The organism is Streptomyces sp. NPDC093018 (assembly GCF_040684035.1).
Lineage (GTDB): Bacteria > Actinomycetota > Actinomycetes > Streptomycetales > Streptomycetaceae > Streptomyces > Streptomyces murinus.
The window spans coordinates 24,335-49,639 of record NZ_JBFBFF010000025.1; the positions used below are offsets into that span (position 1 = coordinate 24,335).

Sequence of the window (25,305 nt, forward strand, 5' to 3'; positions counted from 1 at the left end):
CGCGCCTCCCCGCCCCGCGGCCGCACGACGTCAGGGGCGGAGCGCCACCAGGAGATCGACCACATAGGTCTCCGTCACCTCGTCGCGCGGAAAAGCCTTGGCGAGCCGCTCACGCTCCTCGGCGAAGAACGCCCGGCGGTCGGCCTCTTCGAGGACGAGGAATGCCGATCGGCTGCCGATGTTGGCGAGATGGGTGTCCAGGGACACCGTGCGGCTCCAGCGCAGTTGACGGCGCGCGACCCGCAGCCCGGTCAGCCCCGCCAGCCGGACGGCGTCGTCGTCCGAAGGGCGCACCGCGGGCCTCGGCGCCACCCCGCAGTGGTGCGCGATGCGCCGGTGCTGCTCGCGAATCCATGGCACGTCGAAGGCCGTGGTGTTCCACCAGATCGCCAGCGCACCGCCCGCTCGCAGCACACGCAGGGCCTCCGGGACGGACCGGCCGGGGTCGGTCCACTGCCAGGACTGCGCATAGGTGATGAGGTCGTGGGAGGCCGTGGCCAGGGGCAGCGCATTGCCGTCACCCCGCACGATCGGCACTCCCGGCAGCGCCTGCCGGAACTCGCCGGCCATGGCCTCCCCCGGCTCGACAGCGATCACCTCGGCATCTCGGTCCCGCAGCAGCACGCTGGCGATTCCGGTACCCGCGCCGACATCGGCGACCCGGGCGCCCGCCAGGCGACGGCAGGCGAACTCCTCGATGCGATCGAAGAGCGCGGCAGGATACGAAGGCCGACTCGCCGCGTACTGAGCCGCGGCGACATCGAAGGACTGGGCGCGGGAACGGTCGGTCACACCCTCATCATCGCCTCCCGCCCTGGGCGATCGGCAATCGGCCCCGGGTGATCGGCAATCGGCCAGCACCGGGGCGGCGAACCTGTGCGGTCACCTCACTGGACGCGGTCGTCCCGCTCCCCCGACGAGGGCATTCCGCCGACGAGTTGACGCAGACAGCGCGTCGCCAGCTCGGCGGGGGAACCCGGGCCCTCGGCGCCGGCCTCGGTGTCGGCCCAGGTCTCCAGCGCGATCCGGATGGCGTCGGTGGCGGCCGCCGCCACGAGCCGCACCTCCAGCTGTCCGGCGGCCCGGCCGGCGAGCCGGGCGACGACGGGGACCAGCCGCTCCTCCGACTCCTGGTTCACCCGGTACCAGACGGCCCGCAGCGCGGGGTCGTCGGCCGCGGCCCGCAGCAGTCCCCGAGTGCGCAGCAGCGCCTGGACGGACTCCTCGTCCGGCACGGACAGCGCCTGCTCGACGGCGGACTCCAGCGCCTGGGGCAGTGCGGTACCGGGCTCCGTCGCCTCCAGCAGCGCCCGCCAGCGGTCGGCACCCGCGGCGAGCAGCGGAGTCACCGCGTCCTGCTTGGAGCGGAAGTACCGGTAGAAGGTCCGCAGTGCGACGCCCGCCCGCCGGGCGATGTCCTCCGCGGTCGTCCCGTGCGGGCCATGGGTGGCGAAGAGCTCTGCCGCCGCGTGCGCGATGTCGAGCTGGGTGGCGGCCTTGCGGCGCTCGGTCAGGGAGGTGGACGGGTTGCTGCTCACCTCGGAAGCCTACGCCCTGCGGTCACCCTTTGGCATGCCGTGACGAGATGGCAAACCGTGCCACCTAGGCGTAACGTGAATGCATCGAGAACGCCGGTACGGCAAGAGGGCCGGCGCCACAGGGCCGCGTCGGCGATCGACGGGCCGGGCTGGAGAAGACATGAACCGCTATGAAGGCCGTCGCGCACTGATCACGGGCGGCGGCTCGGGCATCGGCCAGGCCACCGTGCTGCGCATCCTCGCCGAGGGCGGCACGGTCGTGGCCGCGGACATCAGCGAGCAGGGCCTGCGGGACACCGCCGAGAAGGCCGGCGCCGATGCGGAGCGGTTGTCCATACGCGTCATCGACATCGCCGACGAGTCGTCGGTCCGCGACGGTGTCGCCGCCGCGGTCGCCACCCTCGGCGGCCTGGACGTACTGGTCAACGCGGCCGGGATCCTGCGCTCCTCACACACCCACGAGACGAGCCTCGACGCCTTCACCCGCGTCGTCCAGGTCAACCTCGTCGGCACCTTCCTGGTGATCCGCGAGTCCGTTCCGGCGCTGCTCAATGGCCGGGACGCGGCGGTCGTCAACTTCAGCTCGACCTCCGCGGCGTTCGCCCACCCCTACATGGCGGCGTACGCGGCGAGCAAGGGCGGCGTCCAGTCCATGACGCACGCGCTCGCGAGCGAGTACGCCGGGCAGGGCATCCGCTTCACCGCCGTACAGCCCGGCTCGATCTCCTCCGGCATGACCGACGGCAGCGGTGCGAGCAAGCAGAGCATGGGCCCGGGGCTGCCCGCGGACGCCGACATGGGCCTGTTCACGAAGCTGTCCCCCGCGCTCGGCCAGGGCTTCGCGGGCCCGGAGACGGTGGCGTCGGTGGTCGCGATGCTCGGTTCCGAGGACGGCCGGTTCATCACCGGCACCGAGGTCCGCGTCGACGGCGGCACCCACTTCTGACGGACGGCGGCCGGTGACGTGCCGCACGTACACGCCGCATCCATCCCCGCATGGCCACCCTCGGGGTGGACCGGCTGAACCCCGGCCCCGGGCCAGGCAGTTCCTGGGGGCGGGGCTTTCCCGTTCCAGACTTTGAGCGATCGCTCAAAGGGGTGTACTTTCCCTCTCGAACGGTTTGAGCGATCGCTCAAACACTGTCGGCACACGGGGGAACACCATGGGTCTCTACGTAGAAGCACATATCCGCGCCGACCTGGACGAGCTCTGGTCGCGCACCCAGGACCCCGCCCAACACCGGCGCTGGGACCTGCGGTTCTCGGAGATCGACTACCTTCCGCGCGTGGCGGGCGAGCCCCAGCGCTTCCGTTACGCCGTGCGCGTCCTGGCCCTGCTCACGATCTCCGGCACCGGGATCGCCGCCGGTGAGCGGGAGCGTCCCGACGGGACCCGTACCTCCGCGCTGCGCTTCGCCTCCCCGCACCCGCTCTCCTTGCTCGCCCGCGGCAGCGGCTACTGGCGCTATGTGCCCGACGCACACGGCGTGCGCTTCCTCACCGGCTACGACTACCGGCCCCGCTGGGGCGTCCTCGGCGCGCTCGCCGACCGGCTCGTGTTCCGCCCTCTGATGGGCTGGGCGACCGCGTGGTCCTTCGACCGGCTGCGGCTGTGGCTGGAGCGGGACATCAGCCCCGAGCGGGCCCGGGCCAACTGGCTGGCCGAACTGGCGGTCCGGGCGCTGCTGCTCGCCGGCTGCCTGACCGGCCTGGGCCCGGAGTGCGCCATGGGCGTCTTCGGGCGGTTCGGGGCCGACGCGGCCTGCCTCTACGCGCTCCTACTGGTGGCCGTGATGTCACTCGCCCTCTTCAAGGCCCCCCTCGCCTGCACCCCCGCCGCCCGCCGATGCCTGCGCGCCCCGGCGGAACAGACCCGGCCCCCTCGCGTCCTGCGCACCCTGGAGAAGCACTGATGACCATGCCCGTCTCGATGTTCCGCACCGTGCTCGGCGACGACTTCGACCGCCTCCACCCCGAGCTGCGGCGCCGCTTCTCGGTGGGCCTGGCGGGCGGTGAGGCCTGCACCGGGCGGGGCGTCATGGACCGGATCTGGCACGGCCCGTCGTATGTGAAGCCGTTCCTCGCCTTCGGTGCCACCCGCAACATCCTTGTCCCGCGGGCCGGCCGCGACATCCCGTTCGTGATCGAGAACGTCCCGTACACCGACACCTTCGGCCGTGAGACGGTGAGCTTCGTGCGCACCTTCGATCTGCCCGGCCGCCCCCGCCGCTTCGACGCCCAGATGGTGCTCAGCCCCAAGGGCGACCGGATACTCGACTATCTCGGCACCCACCAACACCTGGCCAGCGAACTGCACTTCACGGCCGAACGGGACGGCTCGCTGCTCATCCGCTCCGGCGAGCACCGCTTCCGGGAGGGCCCGGTGGATGTGCGGGTACCGGAACTCATCGGCGCCACGGCCGAGGTGCGCGAGTCCTTCGACGACACCACCGGACGCTTCCGGGTCCGGGTGAGCGTGGTGAACCGCCGCTTCGGGCCGCTCTTCGGCTACGAGGGTTCCTTCACGGTGTCGTACACGGACGCCGTCTCCCGCGGGACGCGGCCGGGACTGCGCCCGGTGCGGGAGGAGGTGCGCGCGTGATCCCGGACCCGGCGGCCGTCGGGTCCGGCCGTGATCCATCCGGGCGCCGAGGCAGCGGTGGGGCCCATTCGTCGGAGGCGTCCGTCGGAGCGTCCGGGCGGACGGTGGGGGGCCGGGTCAGTCGCTCACACCCGCTGCCACAGCGCCGGTGTGTTCGGCGGCTCCCAGCCCGGCTGGGCCTGGTGGGTCTGGAGGCAGCGGTAGGTGGCACCGCCGTACGTCACCGTGTCGCCCGCCTGGTAGACGGTGCCCGCCGACCACGTGCCGCCGGGGTCACCGGGGCCGCCGGGGTCTCCCGGGCCGGACGTGACGGTGGTCAGGGTGAGGCCGTAGTTCTGGAGGATGGGGTTGATCGGATAGAAGAAGGTCGTGCCGCCACTCGTGCAGTCGCCCGAGCCGCCCGAGGTGACTCCCTGGGCCTGACTGCCGGAGATGAACGAACCGCCCGAGTCGCCCGGTTCGGCGCACACCGAGGTGCGGGTGACACCGGTGACGGTGCCCTCCTGGTACGTCACGCTGGTGTTGAGCTGCTGCACCGTGCCGCAGTGCCAGCCGGTCGTGGAGCCGGAACGGCACACGGAGGAGCCCACCGTGGCCTGCGTCGACCCCGCGACCTGCGCACTGGAACCGTTGACGTACGGCGTCGCCGTCCAGTTGGCGTTCGTGGCCACCCAGGCCATGTCGTTGCCGGGGAAGATAGACGCCTGGAAGGTGCCCTGCGCGGTCTGGTCGAAGCCGGCGGTGGTGCTGCCGGCGTGCCCGCAGTGCCCGGCCGTGGCGAAGCCCTGCTGGGTGCCCCGGGTCACCGGGAAGCCGATCGAGCAGCGGGCGCTGTTGTCGATGTAGTAGGCGTCCCCGCCCCGCAGATCGGCGAGCGGGCGCGGTCGTTCGGCGGACTTCACGATGCGGGCGAGGGAGGCGTCGACGCCGGCCGCGGCGAGCAGGGAGCGCGCGGCGGACGGCCGTATCGCCTGCACCACCAGCGCGTTGGTGCGCACGTCGACGTACCAGACCGGGGCGTCGGTGGTGCCGTGGTGGGCCGCGGCCCGGTCCACGCGCGCCTTGGCCGCGTCCAGCGCGGCCAAGGAGTGGTGTACGACGACCGCGTCGGCGCCCCGCGCCCGGATGGCTCGCGCGTCGGCCGGGTCCGTCGTGGCGACGGTCAGGGTGTCCGACAGGGTGCCGCTCACCCAGGCGCCCGCGTAGTGCGTGCCCACGGCGGCGCGCAGCCGGCCCGCGGTGGCGCCCGCCTCGGCCTCGTTGGCCAGGCGGCGGTCCGCCTGCTGCCGGTTCAGGCCGAGATCCCGCTGGAGTGCGGTGAGAAGGCCGGGCGGCGCGGCGGCGGTGCGGAGACTGTCGGCCGCCGTCGGCGGGGTGGCGGGAAGGGACGGCTGGGCGCTCGCGGAGCCGCTGAGCCCAGTCACGAGCAGGGCGCCCGCCGCCGCCACGGCGGCACAGGCGGCTCTGAGGTGTCGTTGGCGCATGGGGAGGTCTCTCCTCGGATTCGGTGGGGTGCCGAAACCGTAGAGAGGACGGGCCGCGGCCCGTAAGACGTCAACCGACCCCCTGCCCCCGCGATATGGAACCCGTACCCGAGGCCGTCACAGGGGCCGTCCCGGGGGCCGTCACGGGGGCGGTGCCGCCTGCCGGCGTCGGACGGCGTTCCGCGAGCCAGTGCGCGTAGCTGTCGCTGCGCGCCGCCGCGCCCGCGTGCGCCTCCCGGGCCTGGGCCAGCACCGTGGCCGCGGTGCCCGGCCGCTGTCCGGCGGGGTGCCAGCCCAGCAGGTGCCGCCACAGCAGGGGCGTGCCGTTGAGCGGACGGATGGCGAGTCCCGGCGTCGGAGGGAACGTGGCCCGGCACAGGCCCACCGCCCGGCCCACTTGCACCAGGTGCACACAGGAAGCGGTGTCCGTCTCGTACATGCGCCGGGGGGTGAAGCCGGCCCGGGCGCAGGCGGCGGTGAAGCAGTCCGCGAAACAGCCGTCGCCGGGGACACACGCCCACCCCTCGTCCGCGAGCGCGGCCAGCTCGATCTCCCGTCCGTGGGCCAGCCGGTGGCCGTCGGCGAGCATCACGAACACCGGGTCGACGGCGATCTCCTCCCAGACGAGGTGGGGAGATTCGGGCGGCGGGGTCGAGCCGCAGGTGCCGGACAGCGCGAAGTCCAGGCGCCCCTCGGTCAGCATCTCCGCGAGTTCCCGCTCCGACCAGGAAGCGCAGGTGGTCACGGCGGTGCCGGGCGCGGCGTCGGCCAGCCGGTCCACCAGCGCGCCCAGCAGCGGCCCGTGCGTCCCGCCGAGCCGCAGCCGCTCCCCCGCCCCCTCCCCCTGGCTCCGGGCGAACCGGGTGGCCTCCCGCTGGAGTTCGCTCACCGCGGGCAGCACGATGCGAGTGCGCTCCAGGACCAGCTCGCCGAGGGCCGTGGTCCGTACGCCGTGTCGACCGCGCTCGAACAGGACGCCGCCCAGGGCCCGTTCGATGCGTCTCAGCTGTGCGCTGAGGGCGGGCTGCGCGAGCCCGAGGACGGTCGCCGCCCTGGTCAGGCTGCCCGCCTCCGCGATGGCCCGGATGGTCTTCAGATGCCGCAACTCCAGCTCCATGAAGGGAGCTTGCGGCGCCGGAGGGCGAGGAGCAAGGGGTTGGTCCAGACCAGAGCGGGAACGGGTGTTCCGACCCGGGCATGCTCGGCGGCTTACTCCCCCGGCCGCTGGGTGCTGGGTGCTGGGTGCTTCAGTTATGTTCGCGGTCGTAGATCCGTGGGATGGGGAGAGAAGTCGTGGCACAGTTCTTGGGACCGCTTGAGCTGACGGGAGACAGGTGGGTCATCGGGGACGCGACGCGGGAGGGCGGCCTGTACGTCGTGCTCACCCCCGAGGGGCTGGAGCACCACCGGCACGGGCAGGAGGCGCCCCGGCTCACCGTCCAGTGGTCCAGGTTCCTGGAGCTGAACGTGCAAGCCGCCTATCGGAAGTGGCAGACGACCCCCGGCCTTCCCTCCCGGCCCGGCGTCGACATGGGCCGTGACGGCTGCTCCCTCCATGACATCGTGCGCCACCCGTACGACCTGTGGCGCGTGCGATACACACATCACCAGCGCCGCTACACGGGCGGGCACGTCAGCGTGCTGAAGTACCTGTTCGACCGGCTCGACAAGGCGAACGCGCTGGACCGGCTGGGCGATCCCGAGTGGTTGGGGGCAGCGGTCGCCCAACTGTCGGGCCACACCTCGTGGTACAGCCCCGCAGCCAGGCAGTTGGTGGAAACGACCCTCGAAAACCTCGGCATCTGACCAGCTCCCGACCGGTCCGCCGGCCCGCCATCCACTATCGAAGCGGAGGGCCACCGGGTTTTCACGGCCTGACCCTCCAGCCGACGCGGCACGGCGGCGCCCTTCAGATCCAGAAGGGCGCCGCGGGAAACTCGTCGGTGCCGGACGCGGTGAGCCCGGTGCCTGGGGAACGGCCGCTGAGCCAGGCCAGGATGTCCGCCTGTCGTCCCCTGACCGTGGGGCCGCCGGTCCCCAGGGCGTGGACGACGCCGGTGTCGGTTGTCTCCATGTGCAGCGGAGGAGTCTCCGGCCGCCGGGCGAGTGCCGCGACGATGTCGTCGATGATCCATCGCGCGGCGTCGACCGGTATGTCCGAGAAGCCGTACCCGGCGTCCAGATCGGCGTGGTGGATCTCCAGTTCGCGCAGCCGGGCCAGGATCAGGGTCGCCGGCGTGCGCAACTCTCCGGTGCGCATGCGCACTTCGGTGTGCCAGGCCGCCGCGGGCAGGGTTCGCACCGCCTTCTCGAAACGGGCGGCGGTGTCGCGGACATCGGCGACCAGGTCGGCGACCGGCCGCCGGGCCCCGGCCTCGATCTCGGCGGCGCGGGCCTCCATGCTCGCGTACTGCGGCGTTTCCACACCGGTACGCGCCCAGGCGAGCAGTCGGCAGATGCTGTCCGTGGCGCGTGCGACATGGGTGATGACGTGGCCGCGGGTCCATGGGGGTACGAGCGTTGTGCCCGTGACCTGAGCGTCGGTGAGGGAGACGACGGTGGCGACGAACCGGTTCGTGGACGCGGTGATCGGGTCCAGAGCTCCGAGATCCTGCATGGAACCTCCTTGCCTACATCCAATCTACGGAAGCATCTCACCGTATCGCGGAAGGCAGTTGGGCTCTGGTGGCCTGAATGAGGCGACCTCTGCTGTCGCCGGCCGTGCGGCGGGCGCCGTCGGTCCGTCAGCGCCCCGGATTCCCGTCGGCGGCACGGACGTCGGACAGGGACCGCTTCTGTCGGCCTTCCGTGTCGAAGTTGTCGGGCGAGAGCCACTCCCGCAACGCCTTGCCGACGCGCGGCCATTCGGAGTCGACGATGGAGTACCACGCGGTGTCGCGGCTGCGCCCCTTGTAGACGACGGCCTGGCGGAAGATCCCTTCGAAGGTGAAACCCAGCCGTAGAGCCGCCTTCCGCGAGGGCGTGTTGAGGCTGTCGCACTTCCACTCGTAGCGGCGGTAGCCGAGTTCGTCGAAGACGTACGACATGAGCAGGAACTGGGCCTCCGTGGACACCGGAGTCCGCTTCAGCAGAGGCGAGAAGGCCACGCTGCCGACCTCGACGGCGCCGTTGGACGGGTCCTGGCGCATCAGGGAGAGGGTCCCCACCGCCTTGCCGGTGCGAAAGTCGACGACCGCGTACGGAAGGGGATCGTCCGCCTGTGTCGCCCTCGCCACGTAGGTGCGGTAGTCGGCAGGGGTGCCGAAGGGGCCGACGGACATGTACGTCCAGTCCGCGCCGTCCTCCGCGAGGGCGTAGGCGGAGTACAGGTCGTCGGCGTGGCGGTCCGCGTCCAGGGGCTCCACCCGGCAGAAGCGACCCTCGACGGCGACCCGGGCGGGCGCGGGACGCGCCGTCCAGTCGGGCACAGGGTCGCCGACGGGCTGGCCGTATTCGTTGAGACGTGCGGACATGCTGTTCTCCTGATGCGTGCCGGTGCCTTGCCGGTGCCAGACTAGGCACAGCCGCTTGCGCCGGGGCGGGCGCGTTGCCACTCTCGACGGCGGGGAGCCCGGTTCGGCCTGGCCGCATGATCAGAGGAGCCGTGGCCCGGCAGTTGACCATCGCCCCGCAGCCTACGGCCGTGTCCTCTGCAAAGGTGGACCCACGCTTTCGCCTGCGCGCGGGAGCAATCCGCAGCTCGCGTGGCCCCGGATTACACATGATGTCCGCTCTGTGACGGCCATGGGAGAGAGCCACTGTGAAGGAACTTGCGCATATCAGTACGAACCCCTCGGCGAAACCGGACCTGCAGCGCCTGCTGCACGAGGTGGCGCTGGGGGACCAAGAGGCTTTCGCAGCGGTCTATGACACCGTCGCCGGCTCCGTCCTCGGGGTCGTCCGGGCGGTTCTGCGCGACCGGGCGCAGTCGGAGGAGGTGGCTCAGGACGTGCTGGTGGAGGTGTGGCGCACGGCCCCGCGCTACCAGCCCGAGCGCGGCAGTGCCATCAACTGGATCCTCACCCTCGCCCACCGGCGGGCCGTGGACCGGGTCCGGTCGGTGGAGGCGGCGGCGGCCCGTGACACCAAGGCCGCTCTGCTCGACCATCAGCCCGCGTACGACGAGGTGACCGAGCAGGTCGAGAGCCGGCTGGAGCAGGAGCAGGTGCGGCGCTGTCTGCGCGCCCTGACCGAACTGCAGCGTCAGTCGGTCACCTTGGCCTATTACCGCGGCCTCACCTACCGTGAGGTCGCCGAAGCACTCGCGTTGCCGCTCGGCACGGTGAAGACCCGTCTGCGCGACGGACTCATCCGGCTCCGGGACTGCCTGGGGGTGACGGCATGACCACGACCGATCCGCACGCTCTGACAGGCGCCTACGCGGTGCACGCGCTGGAGGGTCAGGAGCGTGCCGCCTTCGAGCGTCATCTGGCCGACTGCGCCGCCTGCGCGCAGGAGGTCGCGGAGTTCACTGCCACCGCCGGACGCCTGGCCCTGGCGGCCACGGTGCGCCCGCGCCCCGTCATGCGGGAGCAGGTGCTCACCCGCATCACCACCGTGCGGCAGGTGCCGCCCGGCGCCGCGCCCTCGGAGCGGGTACGCCGAGGCGTACGGCGTGGACGGCGCCTGACCCGATGGGCGCTGGCCGCCAGCGTGGCCGCCGCGGCCGCGTTCGGTGGAACCGCCGTATGGCAGTACGAGCGTGCCCGGGACGCCCGTCATCAGGCGGCCGAGGCCGAGCGGCATGCCGAGGAGATCGCGGGGGTGCTGGCCGCGCCGGACGCGAAGACACGTTCGGCGCGCATGGCGGGCGGTACGGGCACCGTGGTGGTCTCGGCCCGGCGTGACCGGGCCGTGTTCGTGACCTCGGGCATGGCCGAGCCTCCCCGGGGCAAGGTCTACCAGCTGTGGTTCGCCGTCGGCGGGAGGATGCGTTCGGCCGGGCTCATGAGCCCCGACCGTGCCGGTCAGACCGTGCTGATGCGGGGCGGGGTGGACGGGGCCTCGGGCGTCGGGATCACCGTGGAGCCGGCCGGTGGCTCGCCCCGGCCCACCGGTACGCCCATCGGCCTGCTGGCGATCCCGTCCTGAACCGGGGGCCGAGAGGACGGACACGGCGGCGGAGGCGGCTCCGCCGTCGGCGCGTCAGCGTGTCCTCGACGGCGCCCCGCTCCGACGCGCCGCGAGCTGACCGGTGGAGGTGCGGAAGCGCGGCATCTCGGCCGGTATCCGCGGGTGCGGCACGCGCGGGGCGCGGGCGCGGGTGCCGTGCGGCTGGGCGAGAAGTCCGGCCGCTCCCGGGGAAGGGGCACCCGCGCGCCCTGCCGGTCGGGCTGCCGCGGATGCCCCGTCAGGGGGACGCACGCTGCCGGGACCGCCTCCCGTCAAGGCGCCCTGGCGGGGCGTGCGTCCCCGGTCCGGTGAGGTGTCAGCTCTTGGGCATGAGGACGGTGTCGATGATGTAGACATCGGCGTTGGCGGTCTTGACGTTGCCGCAGACGACCTTGGCGGAGCCGTCGACCGTGTAGGACTCGCCCGAGCCGGTGGTCGTCACCTTCGACTTCTCCAGCGTGTCGAAGGCGCCGTTCTCCAGGTCCTTCGGCGTGAGCTTCCGGCCGACGACGTGGTAGGCGAGGATCTTCGTCAGCTGGGCCTTGTCGTTGAGGACCTTGTCCAGGGTGGCCTTCGGGATCTTGGCGAAGGCGTCGTTGGTGGGCGCGAACACGGTGATGTTCTGGGCGTTGTTGAGGGTGTCGACCAGACCGGCCTTCTTCACCGCCGCCACCAGGGTGGACAGGGCAGGGTTGTTGGAGGCGGCGGTGGCCACCGGGTCCTTGGCCATGCCGTCGAAGGAGCCGGCGCCGTTCTTCGGCACGGTCGAACAGGCCGGGCCGAACGGCTGGTCCATGCTGCCCATCCCGCCCCCGCCCGTGGTGGCCGAGGCCGACGCCTTGTCGGCGGAGTCGGACTTGCCCGAGTCGTCGTCGCCGGAGCAGGCGGTCAGGGCCAGGGGCAGCACGGCGGCAGCGGCGAGGAGACCGGTGGTACGGCGGATACGGGTGTTCATCATCTTCTCCTGTTGAAAGGCGCAGCAATCCGCTGCGTTCGGGGTGTTGCGGAAAGGTGGTCCGGGGCGGGCCAGAGGCCCGATGTCATGGCGGGGGTGGTCAGTCGACGGTCACGACGACGGAGTGCCATCCGCCGGCGCCGTCCGGGATCGTGCGGGTCCGTCTGTCGGTCTGCACGGTGCCCGTGCGGTCGGTGGCGCGGACGGTGAGGGTGTGGCCGCCCGTGGTCGCCTGCCAGGGAATCGACCACTGGCGCCAGGTGTCGCGGGTGTACTCGGCGGCCAAGTGGGCTTCCCGCCAGGGGCCGTCGTCGATACGGACCTCGACCTTGTCGATGCCCCGGTGCTGGGCCCAGGCGACCCCGGCGACCATCACCGTGCCGGTGCGGGGACGGGCGAACGGTTTGGGGGTGTCGATACGGGACTCGGTCCTGATCGGGGCCCGGCGGGCCCAGCCGCGCTTGACCCAGTAGGGGTCGTAGGAGTCGAAGGTGGTGAGTTCGATGTCCTCGATCCACTTGCAGGCGGACACGAAGCCGTACAGGCCGGGGACCACCATCCGTACGGGGAAGCCGTGTTCGAAGGGCAGCGGTTCACCGTTCATGCCGAGCGCGAGCATCGCGTCCCGGCCGTCCATCAGGTCCTCGACCGGGCTGCCGATCGTCATGCCGTCCACCGAGCGGGCCACCAGTTGGTCCGCACGGCCGCCCCGGGACGGGGGCTTCACCCCGCACTCGGCGAGCAGGTCGGCCAGCCGGACGCCGATCCAGCGGGCGTTGCCCACGTACGGGCCGCCCACCTCGTTCGACACGCACGTCAAGGTGATGTCCCGCTCGATCAGCTCCCGGCGCAGCAGGTCGACGAAGGAGTAGGTGGCAGGGCGGCGTACCCCCTTGCCGTGGATGCGCATCCGCCAGCCGCTCGCGTCCACCTTGGGCACCACCAGCGCGGTGTCCACCCGGTAGAAGTCCTGGTTCGGGGTGACGAACGGGCTGATCCCCTCGACCCGCAGCCCGGCCCTCTTCGGTACCGGCCGCGCCGGTGAGCCGGGGAGGGGGAGAACGACCTTCTCGCGCGAGGTGGCCGCGTCCCGGCCGCTGGAGCCGTTCAGCGAGCGGCCGGCCGCGCCCGCCACGGCGGAAGCGGTCGCGGCGGAAGCGGCCGCGAGGACGAACCCGCGCCGGTCCCATGCCTCGGACGCGGGCGGGCCACCCGCCGCTTCCTCGCTCACGGAGCCGGTCTGCCGCGCCGTCGACCGGGCGGGCGCGGTGAGGCGTCCCGCCAGGGCGTACAGGAGCAGGGCCCCGGCGACGGCCCCCGCGACGGAGGGCAGCGAGTCGGTGGGGCCGGCGGAGTCGGGACGGTCGAGGGCGGCCATCGCTCCGACGGCCCCGAAGAGAAGGGTCCCGGCGGCTCCGAGCCGCCGGAACCGCACCGCCAGCACGCCCAACGCGAGCGCCGACACAGTCAGTACGGCAAGGATGCCGAGTTGGAGCACAAGCTTGTCGTCGGTGCCGAAGTGGCGGATCGCCCAGTCCTTGACCGCGGCGGGCGTCGCGTCGATGGACGCGCCGCCCACCACGACGACCGGAGCGGACTGCGGGCGCACCCCCGCCGCGACCAGTTCGGCGGCCGCCAGCGCGGCGAAGCCGGCCAGCGCCCCGCTCAGCGCACCCAGCGCCAGGCGTGGCAGACCCGGTCGGCCTCTTTGATCCTTCTCCTCGTCCGTCACGCGGGGAATCCGGTTCCGGCCGCCCCGCGGATTGGTCCGGGACCTGATCGAGTGAAAAGCGATCCTGGACCAATCCGCCACGCGTTCCGCGACGGATGAACCAAGTTGGGCCGTCCCGAAGGGAATTGGCGTCATGCGGGCAACGTTCACGTCGCCATGACGACCTTCGTTCTCGTTCCCGGCGGCTGGCGCGGCGGCTGGTATTTCTCCGCCCTGGCCGACCGGCTCCGCACCGCCGGGCACCGGGCGCTGACCGTGACAGCCACCGGCGTCGGCGACCGCGCCCACCTTGCCTCCGCCGACGTCAATCTCGACACCCACATCGACGACGTGCTCGCCGTACTCGCCACCGAGGAGGTCGGCGACGCCGTTCTCGTCGGGCACAGCTACGGCGGGATGGTCATCACCGGTGCCGCCGACCGCGCACCTTCCGGCGTGGTGCGCCGCCTGGTCTACTGCGACGCCTACGTACCCGAGGACGGCCAGTCCTGCTGGGACCTGACGACCGATACCTACCGCGATGTGTTCCTGGACGGCGCGGCGGCGGACGGACACGCCGTCCAGCCGCCGCCCGGCAGCGATCCGCGCGTGACCGCGCATCCGCTGGCCTCGTTCCTCCAGCGGATCCGGCTGGACGGGGCCGGGCTGCGTGATATCGGGACCCGGGACTACGTGTATCTGTCCGGGTGGGACGGCTCGCCCTTCACCGCCGTCCGCGACCGGCTGGCCGATGACCCGGCCTGGCGGGTCCATTCCCTGGACAGCGGCCACGACGTCTGGAGGGATGCGCCTGAGGAGTTCCTGGAGATCCTTCTGCTGGGCGAACAGCCACGACGTGGTGCAGCCGGTGATCGACCGCGTGTCCGCGCGCACCTGGCAGACTCGCAGGCTGAACGGGAGCCCCGGAGGGGGGCGTAAGTGCCGTGTCTACCATGGCGGCCATGACGAAAACGCAGGTGGGGGCGGCCGGGAGGCTGCTGCGGGAGATGGTCGCCGCGAGGCGGGACAACGAGAGCGCGGGCCCGGAGCATGGTGTCGTGCTGCGGGTGGTGCAGCGGGCGCGGCCCGCGCGTTCGGTGGCGGCCAAGGTCGCCGCCGCGGGTGGGGTCGATGACGAAACGGCCGCCCTGCTCAGGGAGTTGACGCAGCGTCATCTCGGGGCGGATGTGGGCCGTTGGTGCGGGGTGTACGAGGCGCTGGCCGGGCACCGCGGCGGTCTGCCCGAGTTGCTCGCCGCGCCGCCGGTGGCACCGGTGTCCAAGGGCACGCTCCGTCCTCCCGCGCCCCGCAGTGTCCACCACACGCTCGGCCTCCTCCTGGAGCACGCGGAGCCGGAGCACGCCGCCGCCGCGTTCGCCGCTCTGCCCGAGCGGGTGACGACGGAGCTGCTCGCCGGTGGGGCGCTGCCGGGGACCGCTCTCCTCACCGCTGTCGTCGGCTACGGCGACTCCCGTACCCGGGCGGCCCTGGCCCGTCATCCCCGGCTGGACACCAGGGTCCTCGCCCGGCTGGCCGCGATCGGTGACGCCCGGGTCGTCGCGGCCGTCTACCGCAACCCGCGCACCACCCAGTCCCTGCGCCGCACGATCGTGGAGCGGCTCGGCACCGTACCTCTGGACGACACGTTGCGCGCCGAGCTGACGGCGCCGCACAGGCAGGTCCCGCGCACCTGGCTCGCCCCGCTGCTCGGCTCGGGCGACCCGCGGCTCGTGGTACCGGCGTTGAGCTGTGACATACGCCAAGTCGCCCAGCAGTACGCCCTGTCGAGAGTCTGGGAACGGAACGGTCCGGGCGCCGTACGGGCCGTGCTCGACGACCCGGCCGCGGCCCCCTGGGTCAGCCGTCCCGTGGTGGACACGGTCGTCGCGGCCCTGGCCTCCCCGGACGACGACGGGCTGCGGCGACTGCGGGCGCAGGGTGAGCCGTACGAGGACCCCGCCCGGCTGCCCGCGCTGCTCGCCACCACGCGGGGCACCAGCACTCTGCGCCAGCTGCTGTCCGAACCGTACGTCCATGATCTCGACGCCCTCGCCGCGGCCCATGCCGTGACCCCGTTCATGCCCAAGGCCTGCGAGGAGTTGGCCCGTCACGAGGCGGCGAGCGACGCACAGCGCCGGGCGTTCCGGCTGAGCGTCCTCAACGAGCCGTGGCCGGCCGGCGGCCGGCGCGCCGGGAACGCCACCCCGCCCGCGCTGCGGCTCGCGCAGGAGGAACTCGGCGAGAGCGCGGCCGTCTGGGCGGAGGGCATGGTGGCGGCGGGGCTTCTCGACCCGGTCGACTTGATCGGCACCGCGCGCCCCGCTGCCCGCGCCCTGACCGCGCTCGCTCGCCTCGCCGAGCGGGATCTGCTGGGCGCGCAGGCGGTCGCCGAGCTGCGCGCGCTGGCGGAGACGCGGCTGGGCGAACAAGGTGCGGCCTGGGCGGCGTTCGACGTCCAGCTGCCCGAACACGGGGGCACCGTCGCGGAGCTGATAGCCGAGGCGGGCAGAGCCACGACTGAGCCCGACGCCGAGCCCGGACCACCGGCCGAGCCTGTGACACCGGCCCCGGAACCCGCTCCCCGAAGGACCCTGCGTCGGCTCGACCGAGTGCATGCGCTGGCCGCGCTCGACCTGCTGTACTCCCTCGCCCCGGACGACGCGCCCCGGCCGAAGGATCCCGAGGTGCTGCGTGCGCTGACCGGGTACGAGCCGGCGACCGCGCCCGGCCTCGCCGTCCCTCGCTGGTTCACCGCCGCCTGCGCTCTCCACGGCATCCCCGTGCCCGGAGACGGCCCGGCGCCCAGTCTCGCGCAGGTCCGCGCGCGACTCCCCGAGACCTACGGATCCGGCGCACAGCACACCGAACACGCCTATGTGCAGGGCGTGTTGCCCGCTGACGAACTGCTCACCCTGCTGCCCGCGCGACGCCTCCTCCTGCTGCCCCACGACTGGCGGCGACTCGCGTTCACCGAGGCCTGGCGGGGCGCGCTCGCCCGTCGGCTGCGCGCCGAACTCGGCACCGACCCGGACGCCTGGCTCCGCCTGGCCGCGACCGTGACGGCGTCCGAGGCGGCCTCGGAGGGGCTGACCTGGGCCGAGTTGGTGGAGCGCGCGCGGTCCGGAGCCGCCCCTGCGGCGAGCGCGGACACGTCCATCGGCAGCAGCACCAGGCCGGGCACCCCCGACGAGGCGATCAGGCTTCTGGAGCACGGTGACCATCTGTGGGCCTGGCCGGAGGGCACCCTGCTCTGCCTCGCCGACGCGGAGGTGGTCGACGCCGTCCTGCCCCGGCTCGGCCCCGACGGACCCTGGCTGCTCGCCGCCTACCTGCTGCGCCACGACCGTACGCCGCGCATCGCCCTCGACCGGCTGCTCGCGGGCCGCGACCGCGAGGCGCTGCGTGTGCTCGCCGCCCAGTCCCGCTGGATGAAGCGGAGCGGCGGGGTGGAGCGCCTTGTCGACCTCGACGATCCCGACGTCGACCTCACGCTACTGCGGCACTGGATGCCCCGGCCCGCCCGCCACCGGATCGTGGCCCGGTCGCGGCCCGGCGCCGGGCGGCCGTCCCTGGGCGCCCGGGTGCTGGCCGACTGGCGTGCCGGGGGCGCCGCCCGGCCGGTCGGCGGCTCGATGTGGCTGTGTTCCGGCGAACTCGACCTCGTGGAGGAATTGCTGGAAAGGGAGGGCTCACGACTCGGGCTCGGGCATCAGCTGCTGGGCTGTCTGCGTGTGTTCGAGTACGGCGGTGCCGACCGGCTGGCGCGGCTCGCGGGGCGGAATGTGCTGGGGCCCTCCGCCGCCACCGTATGTGTGAAGGCCCTGGCGTCCGCCGACCCCGCCGGTGTCATCCGCGCCCGGCTCGACCGCGAGATCGCGCCGGACAGGCTCCTCCGGAAGCTGCGGCGTGCCCAGAGCGCCCCGCGCGCACGTGATCTCGTCGCCTCGCTGCCGCCGGGCGAGCCCGTGGACTGGGCCGCTCTCGAAGCCGCCCACGCCCAGGAACCGCTCCCGTACTGGCAGGACATCGTCCGCTCGGACGGTGTCCCCGAGGAGGTACGGCTGCGGTATGCGGCGTCGCTGCCCGAGCCGGGCCCCGACGGACTGCCCGGCGGTGCGCGGCTCACCCGGGAGCGGGCCCGGTACGGTCTGGGCGGCGATTTCCACTGCGCGCCGTCCACCCAGCTGGACGGGCTGCTCTCGGCGGGCCTCCTCGACGGCGCGGACCTGGTGCGCCTCGCGGCCCCGGCCGCGCTGCTGCTCGCCTACCTGGGCAGCGCCGCCCGGCGCACGGACGCACCGCCGGAGGCCGCCGAGGCCCGTACCGTCCTCGCGGACCTCGTGCGCTCCGGACTCGGCACGGACCCGGCGGCCTGGCACCGGGTCGCCGCGCGGCTGACCGGCCTCGACGCCGACTGGGATCCGCTCTCGACGGTGGAAGCGCTGCTCGCCGGTTGACTGGGGTTTGCCGGGATCCGGTCCGGGTTCGGTTTCCGGCCGGGGGGCCGACCGCGGGTGGTGCGGATGCCGGCCACGGTGGCTTGGGGCGGGGACGGGAATGGTGCGGAACACGCCGGTGACCCTCCGTGAAGGGCGGAGGCCCGCTTCGTAGCATGATCCGGTGATCACATCCTGCGGGCAGTGCCCTCAGCAGCGGCGTTCGCGGCGCAGGTCGGTACGGCGCCGCCTGCTCGCCCTCTGCGCGCTCGGGGCCGGTGTGGTGGTCGTCGCGGGGTGCGTGTTCCGTGGCGGCTCCGGGAACTCGGGCTCCGCCGGTCCTGCCCGGTCCCCCGTGCCGAGTGCCGGGTCCACGGCGTCCGGTGCATCCGGCGCGTCGGCGGCGCCGCACCCGAGGGGCAATGTGCGGATCGCCGCCGTGGGGGACGTCGTCATGGGAACCCTGCCGGACAGTCTGCCGCCGGATGACGGCGCCTCGTTCTTCGACCCGGTCGAGGACCTGCTCACCGGGGATGTGGTGCTCGGGAACCTGGAGGGCACGCTAGCCACCGGCGGCTCCAGCAAGTGCGCGTACATCGAGGGCCCGAACTGCTTCGCGTTCCACGCCCCGCCGTCCTACGGCCGCTTGCTCAGTAAGGCCGGATTCACGGTCATGAACACGGCGAACAACCATATCGACGACTTCGGGGCGGAGGGGCGGCGCGAGACGTTCGGCGCGCTGCGCTCCGCGAACGTGCGGTACACCGGGCGGCTCGGCCAGATCACCATCCAGCGGGTGCACGGCATCCGGGTCGCGCTGATCGGGTTCGCCCCCGACCGAGGGGCGAACGACCTGACGGACATCCCGGCCGCGAAGCGGCTCACCGCGCGCGCCGCGAAGATGGCGGATCTCGTGATCGTCACGATGCACGCCGGCGCGGAGGGCTCGGACCGCACCCACGTGGAATCCGGCACCGAGTACTTCCTCGGCGAGAACCGGGGCGACAGCCACCGGTTCAGCCATGCGGTGATCGACGCCGGTGCCGACCTCGTCGTGGGCAGCGGCCCGCATGTGATGCGGGGCATGGAGTTCTACAAGGGACGGCTGATCGCCTACAGCCTGGGCAACTTCACCGGCTACAAGGTCCTCGGCCTCGGCGGCACCCTCTCGACCAGCGGCGTGCTCCAGGTCGCCCTCCGCGCCGACGGCACCTATGTCTCCGGGCGGCTGCGCCCGACCCGGATCGTGGAGCCCGGCACACCGGAGCCGGGCGGCGAGGCGATCGACCTCGTCTCCAGCGTGTCGGAGGAGGACTTCGGCGCGCGGGCCGCCCGGATCTCGGCGGAGGGGACGATCCGGCGGCCGTAGTCGCGCACGGCCCGGGTCACGCTTCTGCCCCTGTGAGTCATCAACCCTGCCTCTGTGAGTCATCAGCGCGGTCGGCGGGGGCAGGCGAGGGGCTCCCACTCGTTCGCAGCCGAGGTCTGTCCCGCGCTGAAGCGGCGGCGCGCGCGAGAACGTGGCGGCGGAGCGGCGCGAGGAGCCGGGAGCGGCCTTCCGGGAAGAGCGCGGGCGTCAGCTGAAGAACGGCTGCGGCTCGGTCGACAGCGTGCGCCGCGTCGTTCGCCCTGACCGCGTCCCGGCACGGAGTCCGGCGCCGGGTCGGGCCCTCCCCCATGGTGGTGGACCCGTCTCCAGGGCGTGCCGTCCGGTTCTTCAGCTCGTGCCGTCCGGTGGTTGCTCGTGCCGGGGCTCGGGGGGCCGTTCGAAGCGCACGCTGACCTTCTGGAACCCCTTGAATGCCTCGGTCGCGGCATACGACCGGTAGGCGCGGCGGTCCGCGGCGCTCAGCCGCACCCGGTCGGTGAACGGCGTCAGCAGGCTACGGGGCCACAGGCGCATGATCCGTACGGCACCGGTCTCGGCCGCCGCGACGAAGATCAGGGCCCCGACGTAGAGCCAGGCCAGCAGGCCCAGGACGATGCCGAACATGCCGTAGGTGGCGGTGGCCCCGCGCAGCACATGGCTGACGTAGTAGGAACCCACCCACTGCAGCGCCTGCCAGGCGAGGGCGCCGCCCAGTGCCACCCCGGCGAGTCGGCGCAGGGGCAGTGTGCGCTGTGTCAGCAACCGATAGCTCAGCAGCAGCAGGAAGGTGTTCAAGCACACGGACCCCGCGCTCGCGGCGATCCAGCTTCCGCCCCTCAGCCGCACGCCGAACAGGTAGGTCTGCGAGGCCGCCACCGACAGCAGGGTGGACGCGCACAGCCCGACCGCGAGGAGCAGCAGGAAAACCAGTCCCTTCAGCCGCGAGCGGAGCGGATCCGGGCGGGCGTGCCGGGGCACCGCCCAGATCTTGTTGAGGGCGTACTGCGCGGCCTGGGCGACGCCGAGCGAGCCGTAGATGCTGGCCACGATGCCCGCGGCGAGTGCGAGCCCGCTGCCGTGGAAGGAGTGGATGTTGTGCCCGAGCTGGTCGCCGATGACCGGGAACTGGCTCAGTGCCGAGTCCATGACACGCTGTTGAACAGCCGGATCGCCGCTGAGGAAGGTGCTCAGGACGGCGACGAGGATCAGGAGCAGCGGGAAGAGCGAGAGGAAGCCGTAGTAGGCGAGCAGGGCCGCGAGGTACACGGCCTGATCGTCGTAGAACTTGTATACGACGGCGAGTGGCAGGCCCAGCCAGTGGTGGCGCCGCTGGAAGCCGTCGACGCGTTCGAGGAATCTCCTGGCCTGTGCCCGGGTCGCGCCGGTGTGGAGGGCCGTGGTGGTTCCGGGCGGTCTCCGCCTGGATCCGGATTCCGGTCGCATGGGAACCACTCCTCGGTTGTCCGCACCGGGCTCAGGTGGGTGCGCACGCGGGTGCTGTGTCAGGAGTCTCCCTCCGTCCGGCCGTGAAACGGGAAGTAGGGACCATCGGCCCCGCATATGCCGCTCCATCCGGGATATCCGCAAGCACGTGAGAGCCCCGTCCCGGGGTCGCACAGTGGAACGGAAGGAACATCCTCGTGGGCATCATCGCCTGGATCCTGATCGGCCTCATCGCGGGCGCCATCGCGAAGGCACTGACCCCCGGCAAGGACCCGGGCGGCTGCCTGGTGACGATGCTGATCGGCATCGTGGGCGGGCTGCTGGGCGGCTGGCTGGGCAAGGTGATCTTCGGCGTGCACTCGATCAACGGCTTCTTCAGCCTCTCCACCTGGATCGCCGCGATCGTGGGGTCCGTGATCGTGCTGCTGCTCTATCGAGTGGTGACAGGGCGTTCGCGCTGACCGCGGCCGAAAGGGGCGGCTCCCTCGGGGAGCCGCCCCTTTCGTGTGCGTGGATCTCCGGGCCCCGGTCAGCCGGATCGCGTCGTTGGCCACCGCCGTCCGCACACGTCCACGGCGGCCACGAGCTCCTGCTCGGCCTTCGCCGGTGCAGCGGCCGCGAGTCCGGTGGAGTGGTGACCGGACGGGTGATTCGGGCGAGTGGGCGGGGGATGCGCGGGCAGAGCGCATTCTGAGGGGACAGTGACGACGTCCCTGCCCTGCTGCTTCTCCGAAAGGGGTGTCACGGCCATGGCCGACGATGCCTTGTTGTTCCTTCTGCCCGAGCGTCACCCGCGTCTGGGGGCCGCCCTGTCGGCGGTCGGCGACCTGGAGTGCGTCGAGACTCCCGCGGTCCGGGGCTGGCTCCACGCACACGGCACACCGGGTTCCTCCGAGCGCGTCAGGATCGTACCGGCGGGCTCCGAGGTGCTCATTCCCGAGGAGGCGGAGCGGCTGCCGGTCCCCCTCAGCGAGGAGGAGACGCTGCGGGTCGAGCACGCGTGTGCGCCCGCTTCTCTGACGGACATGGAGTCCGAGCTGCTCAGTTTCCGGGACACCACCCAGGACTGGCAGTCGCTGGTGCACCGCGCCCTCACCGCCGGCATCCCCGAACCGCGCATCGCCCAGCTCACCGGCCTGGATCCGCAGGACATCGTTCGGGCCGTCGGCGACTGACCCGGGCGCCCGCCGACGGCGCCCGGGCCTCCCCCGCATGTCCCGCCGGTCAGCCGGGATCCGTGCAACCGAACAAACCGGCGTGCCCCGGGGGCAGTTGGGTGAGCAGGCGACGCAGCAGCGCGTGGTCCGCGATGTCGGCGAGGGTGGGCAGTACGGCGTCGATCTCGCGCCTGGCCTCGGCCACGTCCTCGTTGCTGTGGTCGGCCACGGCGCGGACGAACGACGCGGGTGACAGCGGTTCGCCGGCCGGTTCGGCCGCGGTCAGCAGTGTTCCGCATCCTTCGGGGAGCAGGGCGGCCAGGTCCGTGCGGTCGGCGCCCACCAGGTGGGCGCCGAGGACCTCCAGCACGTTCCGTACGGCCCTGGCTCCCTGCTGCGGTCTGTCGTAGCGTGCGCGTTCGGTGACCTGGGTGATGAAGGTGTCCAGGCTCCATTCCATGGCGGCTCCTGTCGTAGATCTGCCCCCCGCGGCGGTGCCGGGCGTCCGGCCGGTCAGACCGGGTCGGTGTCACACGGGGGCGGCGGTCCGCACCGTGCGGTGCGCGTTGGCGGCGCTGCCGCAGCGCGCCGTCAGCAGGTCGGCTTCCGTCCGGGCGAGACCGGCGCCGAGTTCCTCCCGGCGGTGCCGGCCGAGGCTCTCCCGTACCTGGTTGACGAACGTGCGCTCCTCCACGACATACCGAGTCGGTGTCATGCGATGCGCCTCCCAACTGGAGTGGCTTTCACCTCCCGCTACCCGCACCGATGCCAGAGATTCTCAGATATGACCCGTTTGCCCAGTTCCCGCAGGTCAAGCGAGGTCCAGGATCGGAGCGCGCCCACTCGCGACCCAAGGGGGCACCTGAGAAGGAATCTGACAGCCTGTCAGCGCACCAAGCCCAGGGGCCGGGGCCCTCCAGCCCTCCCCCGGCGTCGCAGGAGTCACCTCCCGCGCGCCGCCCCCGTGCTCTCCCGTTCGATCAGCCGGGGCACCGGGACCCGGACCGTCCTGGCCGGGCCGCCGTCGAGGAGCGCGGTCAGTTCGCGGGCCGCGGTGCGGCCGAACTCCATGGTGTCCCGGGACAGGGCCGACAGCCATGGCCTGACCATGCGGCACAGGGCAGAGTCCTCCCAGGCCACCACCGACACGTCGGCCGGTACGGAGAAGCCGAGTTCGGTGGCGGTGGCGACGCCCGCGAGGGCCATGACGTCGTTGTCGTAGATCAGGGCGGTCGGCGGGACGGCCGAGTCCAGGACGCGGCGGGTGACGGCGGCGCCCTCCGCGTCCGAGTAGTCGGTGGTGATCGACTCCACGCCGGTCAGGCCGCGCCGCCCGGCCTCGGCCCGCAGGGTCCGGATCCGCCGCTCGGTGTGGGCGAGGCCGGACAGCCCGGCGATGTGCACGATCCGCCGGTGGCCGAGGGCGTACAGACCGTCCACCACCGATGCCATCGCGCCCGCGTCGTCGGCCCACACCGTGGACAGCCCAAGGTGCCGCTCGTCCGGCGCGCCGCCGATCACCACGGCGGGCAGGCCCAGTTCATCGAGCAGGTCCGGGCGCGGGTCGTCGGTGCGCGGGTCCACCACCAGCACGCCGTCCACCCGGTGCTCGGCCCACCATCTGCGGTAGACCGCGCATTCGTCCGGCACGTCCTCCACCACCTGGAACAGCAACCCCAGGTGCCGTTCCGCCAGCACCTCCTGGATGCCGGAGACGAGTTGCAGGAAGAAGGAGTCGACGCCGAGGGTGTCCGCGGGCCGGGCCAGCACCAGGCCGACCGTGGCCGCGCCCTCGCCCGACAGCGCACGGGCCGCCGTACTGGGCCGCCAGCCCAGTTGCTCGGCGACCCGGCGCACCCGCTCGCGGGTGACCTCGGAGACGCCCGGCCTGCCGTTGAGGGCGAAGGAGACGGCGCTCTCCGAGACACCGGCGCGGCGCGCGATGTCCTTCATCGTCGGCCGGCGCGCCGGGGACCGCTTGGCCGGCATGTTCGCCTCTTTTCTCGGCAGTGATCACTAAAGCGCTTGAGTGGAAGCAGCCTAAAGCGCTTTAGTGCGGCTGACAAGTCCCTTCTGATACCTCTCTGACCTGGACTAATGCCCCGTTCTCGACTTTAGCGCTTCCAAATCCATTGACTTTCCCCGAAGACGGCGTGCATGGTCCTTTCCGAAACCCGCCGCAGACGCCGCAAGGGAGCAGTGTCACCGTGCCCATATCCCGCAGAGCACTCGCCGCCGCCGTCACCGCCCTCGTCCTGCCGCTGAGCGCCTGCGGCTCCGGCAGTGGTGGTGGCGGCTCGACGGACGCCTCCGGCAAGGTCGAGGGCGACATCACCTTCCAGACCTGGAATCTGCGCGCCAACTTCAAGGACTACTTCGACGGTCTGATCGGCGACTTCGAGAAGAAGTACCCGGGCACCCACGTCAAGTGGGTCGACCAGCCCGCCGAGGGGTACGCCGACAAGATCAGCGCCGACGCGGCCGGCGGCACCCTGCCGGACGTCGTCAACGTCTCTCCCGACCTGGTCGCACCGCTCGCCAAGGCGGGCCTGGCCATGGATCTCGACAAGGCCGCCGGGAAGTACAAGGGCGAATACCTGCCCGGCGCCTGGGCCAGCCACCAGGTCCCCGGCATGAGCGGCACGTACGCCTTCCCCTGGTATCTGAACACCGGCCCGATGTTCTACAACAAGGCCCTGTTCAAGAAGGCCGGGCTGGACCCGGAGCAGCCGCCGAAGACGTACGACCAGCTCTTCACCGACGCGGTGCGGATGGCGCGGACGTCGGGCGGCAAGGTGGCCACCCTCGCCAACATCCCCACCATCGAGGACTTCGGCCGCTACGGCGCCTCCCTGATGGACAAGGACGGCACCGGCTTCACCTTCAACGACGCCAAGGGGATCGAACTCCTCACCAAATACAAGGAGTTGTACGACGCCAAGGGTCTGGACGCGCAGGCGCTGAACGCCACTCCGGAGTCGGCAGGGAAGGAGTTCCTGACCCAGGCCGTCGCCATGAACCCCGGCAGCGCCCTGGACCTGGACAACTTCAAGAAGCAGGCGCCGAGCCTGTACAAGAACATCGGCATCACCGACCAGATCACCAACACCGGCCACGTCAACATGTACGTGATGGGCGTGATGGTGAACTCCCGGACGAAGCACACGCCCGCGGCCGTCGCCTTCGCCCACTATGTGACCGACGCCGAGCACCAGATGTCCTTCGCCAAGAAGGTCGCCATCTTCCCGTCCACCGCCGGCTCCCTCGACGACCCGTACTTCACCGAGGAGGACGGCACCGACGAGACCCGGGTGCGCGTCGCCGCCGCCAAGTCGCTGAAGAACGCGGTCAATTACACGCCCGTGCTGTTCAGCGACCAGATGAAGACCGCGCTGCGCAACGAGGTCGGCAAGGCGCTCCAGGGCAAGCAGAGCCCCAAGGCGGCGCTCGACAACGCTGTCACGGCGTGTGACCGGCTTCTGAAGCAGCAGGGATAGC

25 protein-coding genes and 1 pseudogene are annotated in these 25,305 nt (G+C 72.2%); 13 read left to right on the forward strand and 13 right to left on the reverse strand.

The window, feature by feature from the left end:
- Window positions 1-30: 30 nt before the first annotated feature.
- Window positions 31-792: a methyltransferase domain-containing protein gene (locus AB0N90_RS35125; RefSeq protein WP_365203291.1), complete on the reverse strand. Its 762-nt coding sequence runs from the start codon at window positions 790-792 to the stop codon at window positions 31-33.
- 95 nt (window positions 793-887) lie between these two features.
- Window positions 888-1,538 (reverse strand): TetR family transcriptional regulator, encoded by a 651-nt coding sequence (locus AB0N90_RS35130; RefSeq protein ID WP_365203293.1) that lies wholly within the window; start codon window positions 1,536-1,538, stop codon window positions 888-890.
- A 160-nt stretch (window positions 1,539-1,698) separates the two neighbouring features.
- On the opposite strand from AB0N90_RS35130, the gene AB0N90_RS35135 reads away from it, so the two are divergent.
- The 3 genes from AB0N90_RS35135 to AB0N90_RS35145 all read left to right on the forward strand — a co-directional run bounded on the left by AB0N90_RS35135 (window position 1,699) and on the right by AB0N90_RS35145 (window position 4,140).
- Window positions 1,699-2,484, forward strand: coding sequence for an SDR family NAD(P)-dependent oxidoreductase (locus AB0N90_RS35135; RefSeq protein WP_365203294.1), 786 nt, complete (start codon window positions 1,699-1,701; stop codon window positions 2,482-2,484).
- A gap of 217 nt (window positions 2,485-2,701) precedes the next feature.
- A complete protein-coding gene (locus tag AB0N90_RS35140; protein ID WP_365203296.1) occupies window positions 2,702-3,451 on the forward strand; it encodes a hypothetical protein in 750 nt (249 codons plus the stop codon).
- Window positions 3,451-4,140 carry a DUF4166 domain-containing protein gene (locus tag AB0N90_RS35145; RefSeq protein WP_365203297.1) on the forward strand — a complete coding sequence of 230 codons (690 nt, stop codon included), beginning with the start codon at window positions 3,451-3,453 and terminating at the stop codon, window positions 4,138-4,140. The genes AB0N90_RS35140 and AB0N90_RS35145 overlap by 1 nt, the downstream gene beginning before the upstream one ends.
- Window positions 4,141-4,265: 125 nt before the next feature.
- Here AB0N90_RS35145 and AB0N90_RS35150 read toward each other — a convergent pair whose 3' ends face one another.
- Together AB0N90_RS35150 and AB0N90_RS35155 are read right to left on the reverse strand one after the other, a co-directional pair.
- Entirely contained in the window at window positions 4,266-5,624 is a 1,359-nt protein-coding gene (locus AB0N90_RS35150) for a carbohydrate-binding protein (protein ID WP_365203298.1), read from the reverse strand.
- Between the two features lie 70 nt (window positions 5,625-5,694).
- Window positions 5,695-6,741 carry a LysR family transcriptional regulator gene (locus tag AB0N90_RS35155; RefSeq protein ID WP_365203300.1) on the reverse strand — a complete coding sequence of 349 codons (1,047 nt, stop codon included), beginning with the start codon at window positions 6,739-6,741 and terminating at the stop codon, window positions 5,695-5,697.
- Between the two features lie 176 nt (window positions 6,742-6,917).
- Here AB0N90_RS35155 and AB0N90_RS35160 point away from each other — a divergent pair, with 176 nt between their 5' ends.
- Window positions 6,918-7,430 (forward strand): hypothetical protein, encoded by a 513-nt coding sequence (locus AB0N90_RS35160; protein ID WP_365203302.1) that lies wholly within the window; start codon window positions 6,918-6,920, stop codon window positions 7,428-7,430.
- 103 nt (window positions 7,431-7,533) lie between these two features.
- On the opposite strand, the gene AB0N90_RS35165 is transcribed toward AB0N90_RS35160, so the two are convergent.
- Together AB0N90_RS35165 and AB0N90_RS35170 are read right to left on the reverse strand one after the other, a co-directional pair.
- On the reverse strand, window positions 7,534-8,241 hold the full coding sequence (locus tag AB0N90_RS35165) for a maleylpyruvate isomerase family mycothiol-dependent enzyme (protein ID WP_365203303.1): 708 nt from the start codon (window positions 8,239-8,241) through the stop codon (window positions 7,534-7,536).
- Between the two features lie 127 nt (window positions 8,242-8,368).
- Window positions 8,369-9,097 carry a GNAT family protein gene (locus AB0N90_RS35170; RefSeq protein WP_365203304.1) on the reverse strand — a complete coding sequence of 243 codons (729 nt, stop codon included), beginning with the start codon at window positions 9,095-9,097 and terminating at the stop codon, window positions 8,369-8,371.
- A 287-nt stretch (window positions 9,098-9,384) separates the two neighbouring features.
- Here AB0N90_RS35170 and AB0N90_RS35175 point away from each other — a divergent pair, with 287 nt between their 5' ends.
- Together AB0N90_RS35175 and AB0N90_RS35180 are read left to right on the forward strand one after the other, a co-directional pair.
- Complete coding sequence (locus AB0N90_RS35175) at window positions 9,385-9,969, forward strand: sigma-70 family RNA polymerase sigma factor (RefSeq protein ID WP_365203306.1); 585 nt, start codon at window positions 9,385-9,387, stop codon at window positions 9,967-9,969.
- Entirely contained in the window at window positions 9,966-10,715 is a 750-nt protein-coding gene (locus AB0N90_RS35180) for an anti-sigma factor (RefSeq protein WP_365203308.1), read from the forward strand. The genes AB0N90_RS35175 and AB0N90_RS35180 overlap by 4 nt, the downstream gene beginning before the upstream one ends.
- Before the next feature lie 337 nt (window positions 10,716-11,052).
- Here AB0N90_RS35180 and AB0N90_RS35185 read toward each other — a convergent pair whose 3' ends face one another.
- A complete protein-coding gene (locus AB0N90_RS35185) occupies window positions 11,053-11,691 on the reverse strand; it encodes a fasciclin domain-containing protein (protein WP_365203310.1) in 639 nt (212 codons plus the stop codon).
- Window positions 11,692-11,791: 100 nt separating this feature from the next.
- A complete protein-coding gene (locus AB0N90_RS35190; protein ID WP_365203311.1) occupies window positions 11,792-13,423 on the reverse strand; it encodes a molybdopterin-dependent oxidoreductase in 1,632 nt (543 codons plus the stop codon).
- Between the two features lie 156 nt (window positions 13,424-13,579).
- Here AB0N90_RS35190 and AB0N90_RS35195 point away from each other — a divergent pair, with 156 nt between their 5' ends.
- Window positions 13,580-14,341: an alpha/beta fold hydrolase gene (locus tag AB0N90_RS35195; protein ID WP_365203312.1), complete on the forward strand. Its 762-nt coding sequence runs from the start codon at window positions 13,580-13,582 to the stop codon at window positions 14,339-14,341.
- A 23-nt stretch (window positions 14,342-14,364) separates the two neighbouring features.
- The gene (locus tag AB0N90_RS35200) at window positions 14,365-17,859 is read left to right on the forward strand and encodes a hypothetical protein (protein ID WP_365203313.1); all 3,495 of its coding nucleotides are present in this window, start codon (window positions 14,365-14,367) and stop codon (window positions 17,857-17,859) included.
- A 189-nt stretch (window positions 17,860-18,048) separates the two neighbouring features.
- Here the strand turns inward: AB0N90_RS35200 and AB0N90_RS35205 are convergent, their stop codons facing one another.
- Window positions 18,049-18,294: a hypothetical protein gene (locus tag AB0N90_RS35205; protein ID WP_365203314.1), complete on the reverse strand. Its 246-nt coding sequence runs from the start codon at window positions 18,292-18,294 to the stop codon at window positions 18,049-18,051.
- Here AB0N90_RS35205 and AB0N90_RS35210 point away from each other — a divergent pair.
- Both AB0N90_RS35210 and AB0N90_RS35215 read left to right on the forward strand, forming a co-directional pair.
- The gene (locus tag AB0N90_RS35210) at window positions 18,293-19,207 is read left to right on the forward strand and encodes a CapA family protein (protein ID WP_365203316.1); all 915 of its coding nucleotides are present in this window, start codon (window positions 18,293-18,295) and stop codon (window positions 19,205-19,207) included. The two genes, AB0N90_RS35205 and AB0N90_RS35210, sit on opposite strands and share 2 nt — an antisense overlap.
- 136 nt (window positions 19,208-19,343) lie before the next feature.
- Window positions 19,344-19,463 (forward strand): annotated as a pseudogene (locus tag AB0N90_RS35215) (hemerythrin domain-containing protein); the annotation flags it as partial.
- A gap of 92 nt (window positions 19,464-19,555) precedes the next feature.
- Here the strand turns inward: AB0N90_RS35215 and AB0N90_RS35220 are convergent.
- Complete coding sequence (locus AB0N90_RS35220) at window positions 19,556-20,650, reverse strand: YihY/virulence factor BrkB family protein (protein ID WP_365203318.1); 1,095 nt, start codon at window positions 20,648-20,650, stop codon at window positions 19,556-19,558.
- Between the two features lie 197 nt (window positions 20,651-20,847).
- On the opposite strand from AB0N90_RS35220, the gene AB0N90_RS35225 reads away from it, so the two are divergent.
- Entirely contained in the window at window positions 20,848-21,111 is a 264-nt protein-coding gene (locus tag AB0N90_RS35225) for a GlsB/YeaQ/YmgE family stress response membrane protein (RefSeq protein WP_037658963.1), read from the forward strand.
- A 288-nt stretch (window positions 21,112-21,399) separates the two neighbouring features.
- Entirely contained in the window at window positions 21,400-21,825 is a 426-nt protein-coding gene (locus tag AB0N90_RS35230) for a DUF6003 family protein (RefSeq protein WP_361680440.1), read from the forward strand.
- Between the two features lie 49 nt (window positions 21,826-21,874).
- Here AB0N90_RS35230 and AB0N90_RS35235 read toward each other — a convergent pair whose 3' ends face one another.
- The 3 genes from AB0N90_RS35235 to AB0N90_RS35245 form a co-directional block, all read right to left on the reverse strand.
- Entirely contained in the window at window positions 21,875-22,267 is a 393-nt protein-coding gene (locus AB0N90_RS35235; RefSeq protein WP_361680437.1) for a DUF2267 domain-containing protein, read from the reverse strand.
- Window positions 22,268-22,336: 69 nt separating this feature from the next.
- Window positions 22,337-22,522 (reverse strand): hypothetical protein, encoded by a 186-nt coding sequence (locus tag AB0N90_RS35240; protein WP_365203319.1) that lies wholly within the window; start codon window positions 22,520-22,522, stop codon window positions 22,337-22,339.
- A 227-nt stretch (window positions 22,523-22,749) separates the two neighbouring features.
- The gene (locus tag AB0N90_RS35245) at window positions 22,750-23,796 is read right to left on the reverse strand and encodes a LacI family DNA-binding transcriptional regulator (RefSeq protein WP_365203321.1); all 1,047 of its coding nucleotides are present in this window, start codon (window positions 23,794-23,796) and stop codon (window positions 22,750-22,752) included.
- A gap of 218 nt (window positions 23,797-24,014) precedes the next feature.
- On the opposite strand from AB0N90_RS35245, the gene AB0N90_RS35250 reads away from it, so the two are divergent.
- A complete protein-coding gene (locus tag AB0N90_RS35250; RefSeq protein ID WP_361680428.1) occupies window positions 24,015-25,304 on the forward strand; it encodes a sugar ABC transporter substrate-binding protein in 1,290 nt (429 codons plus the stop codon).
- Window position 25,305: the final 1 nt, after the last annotated feature.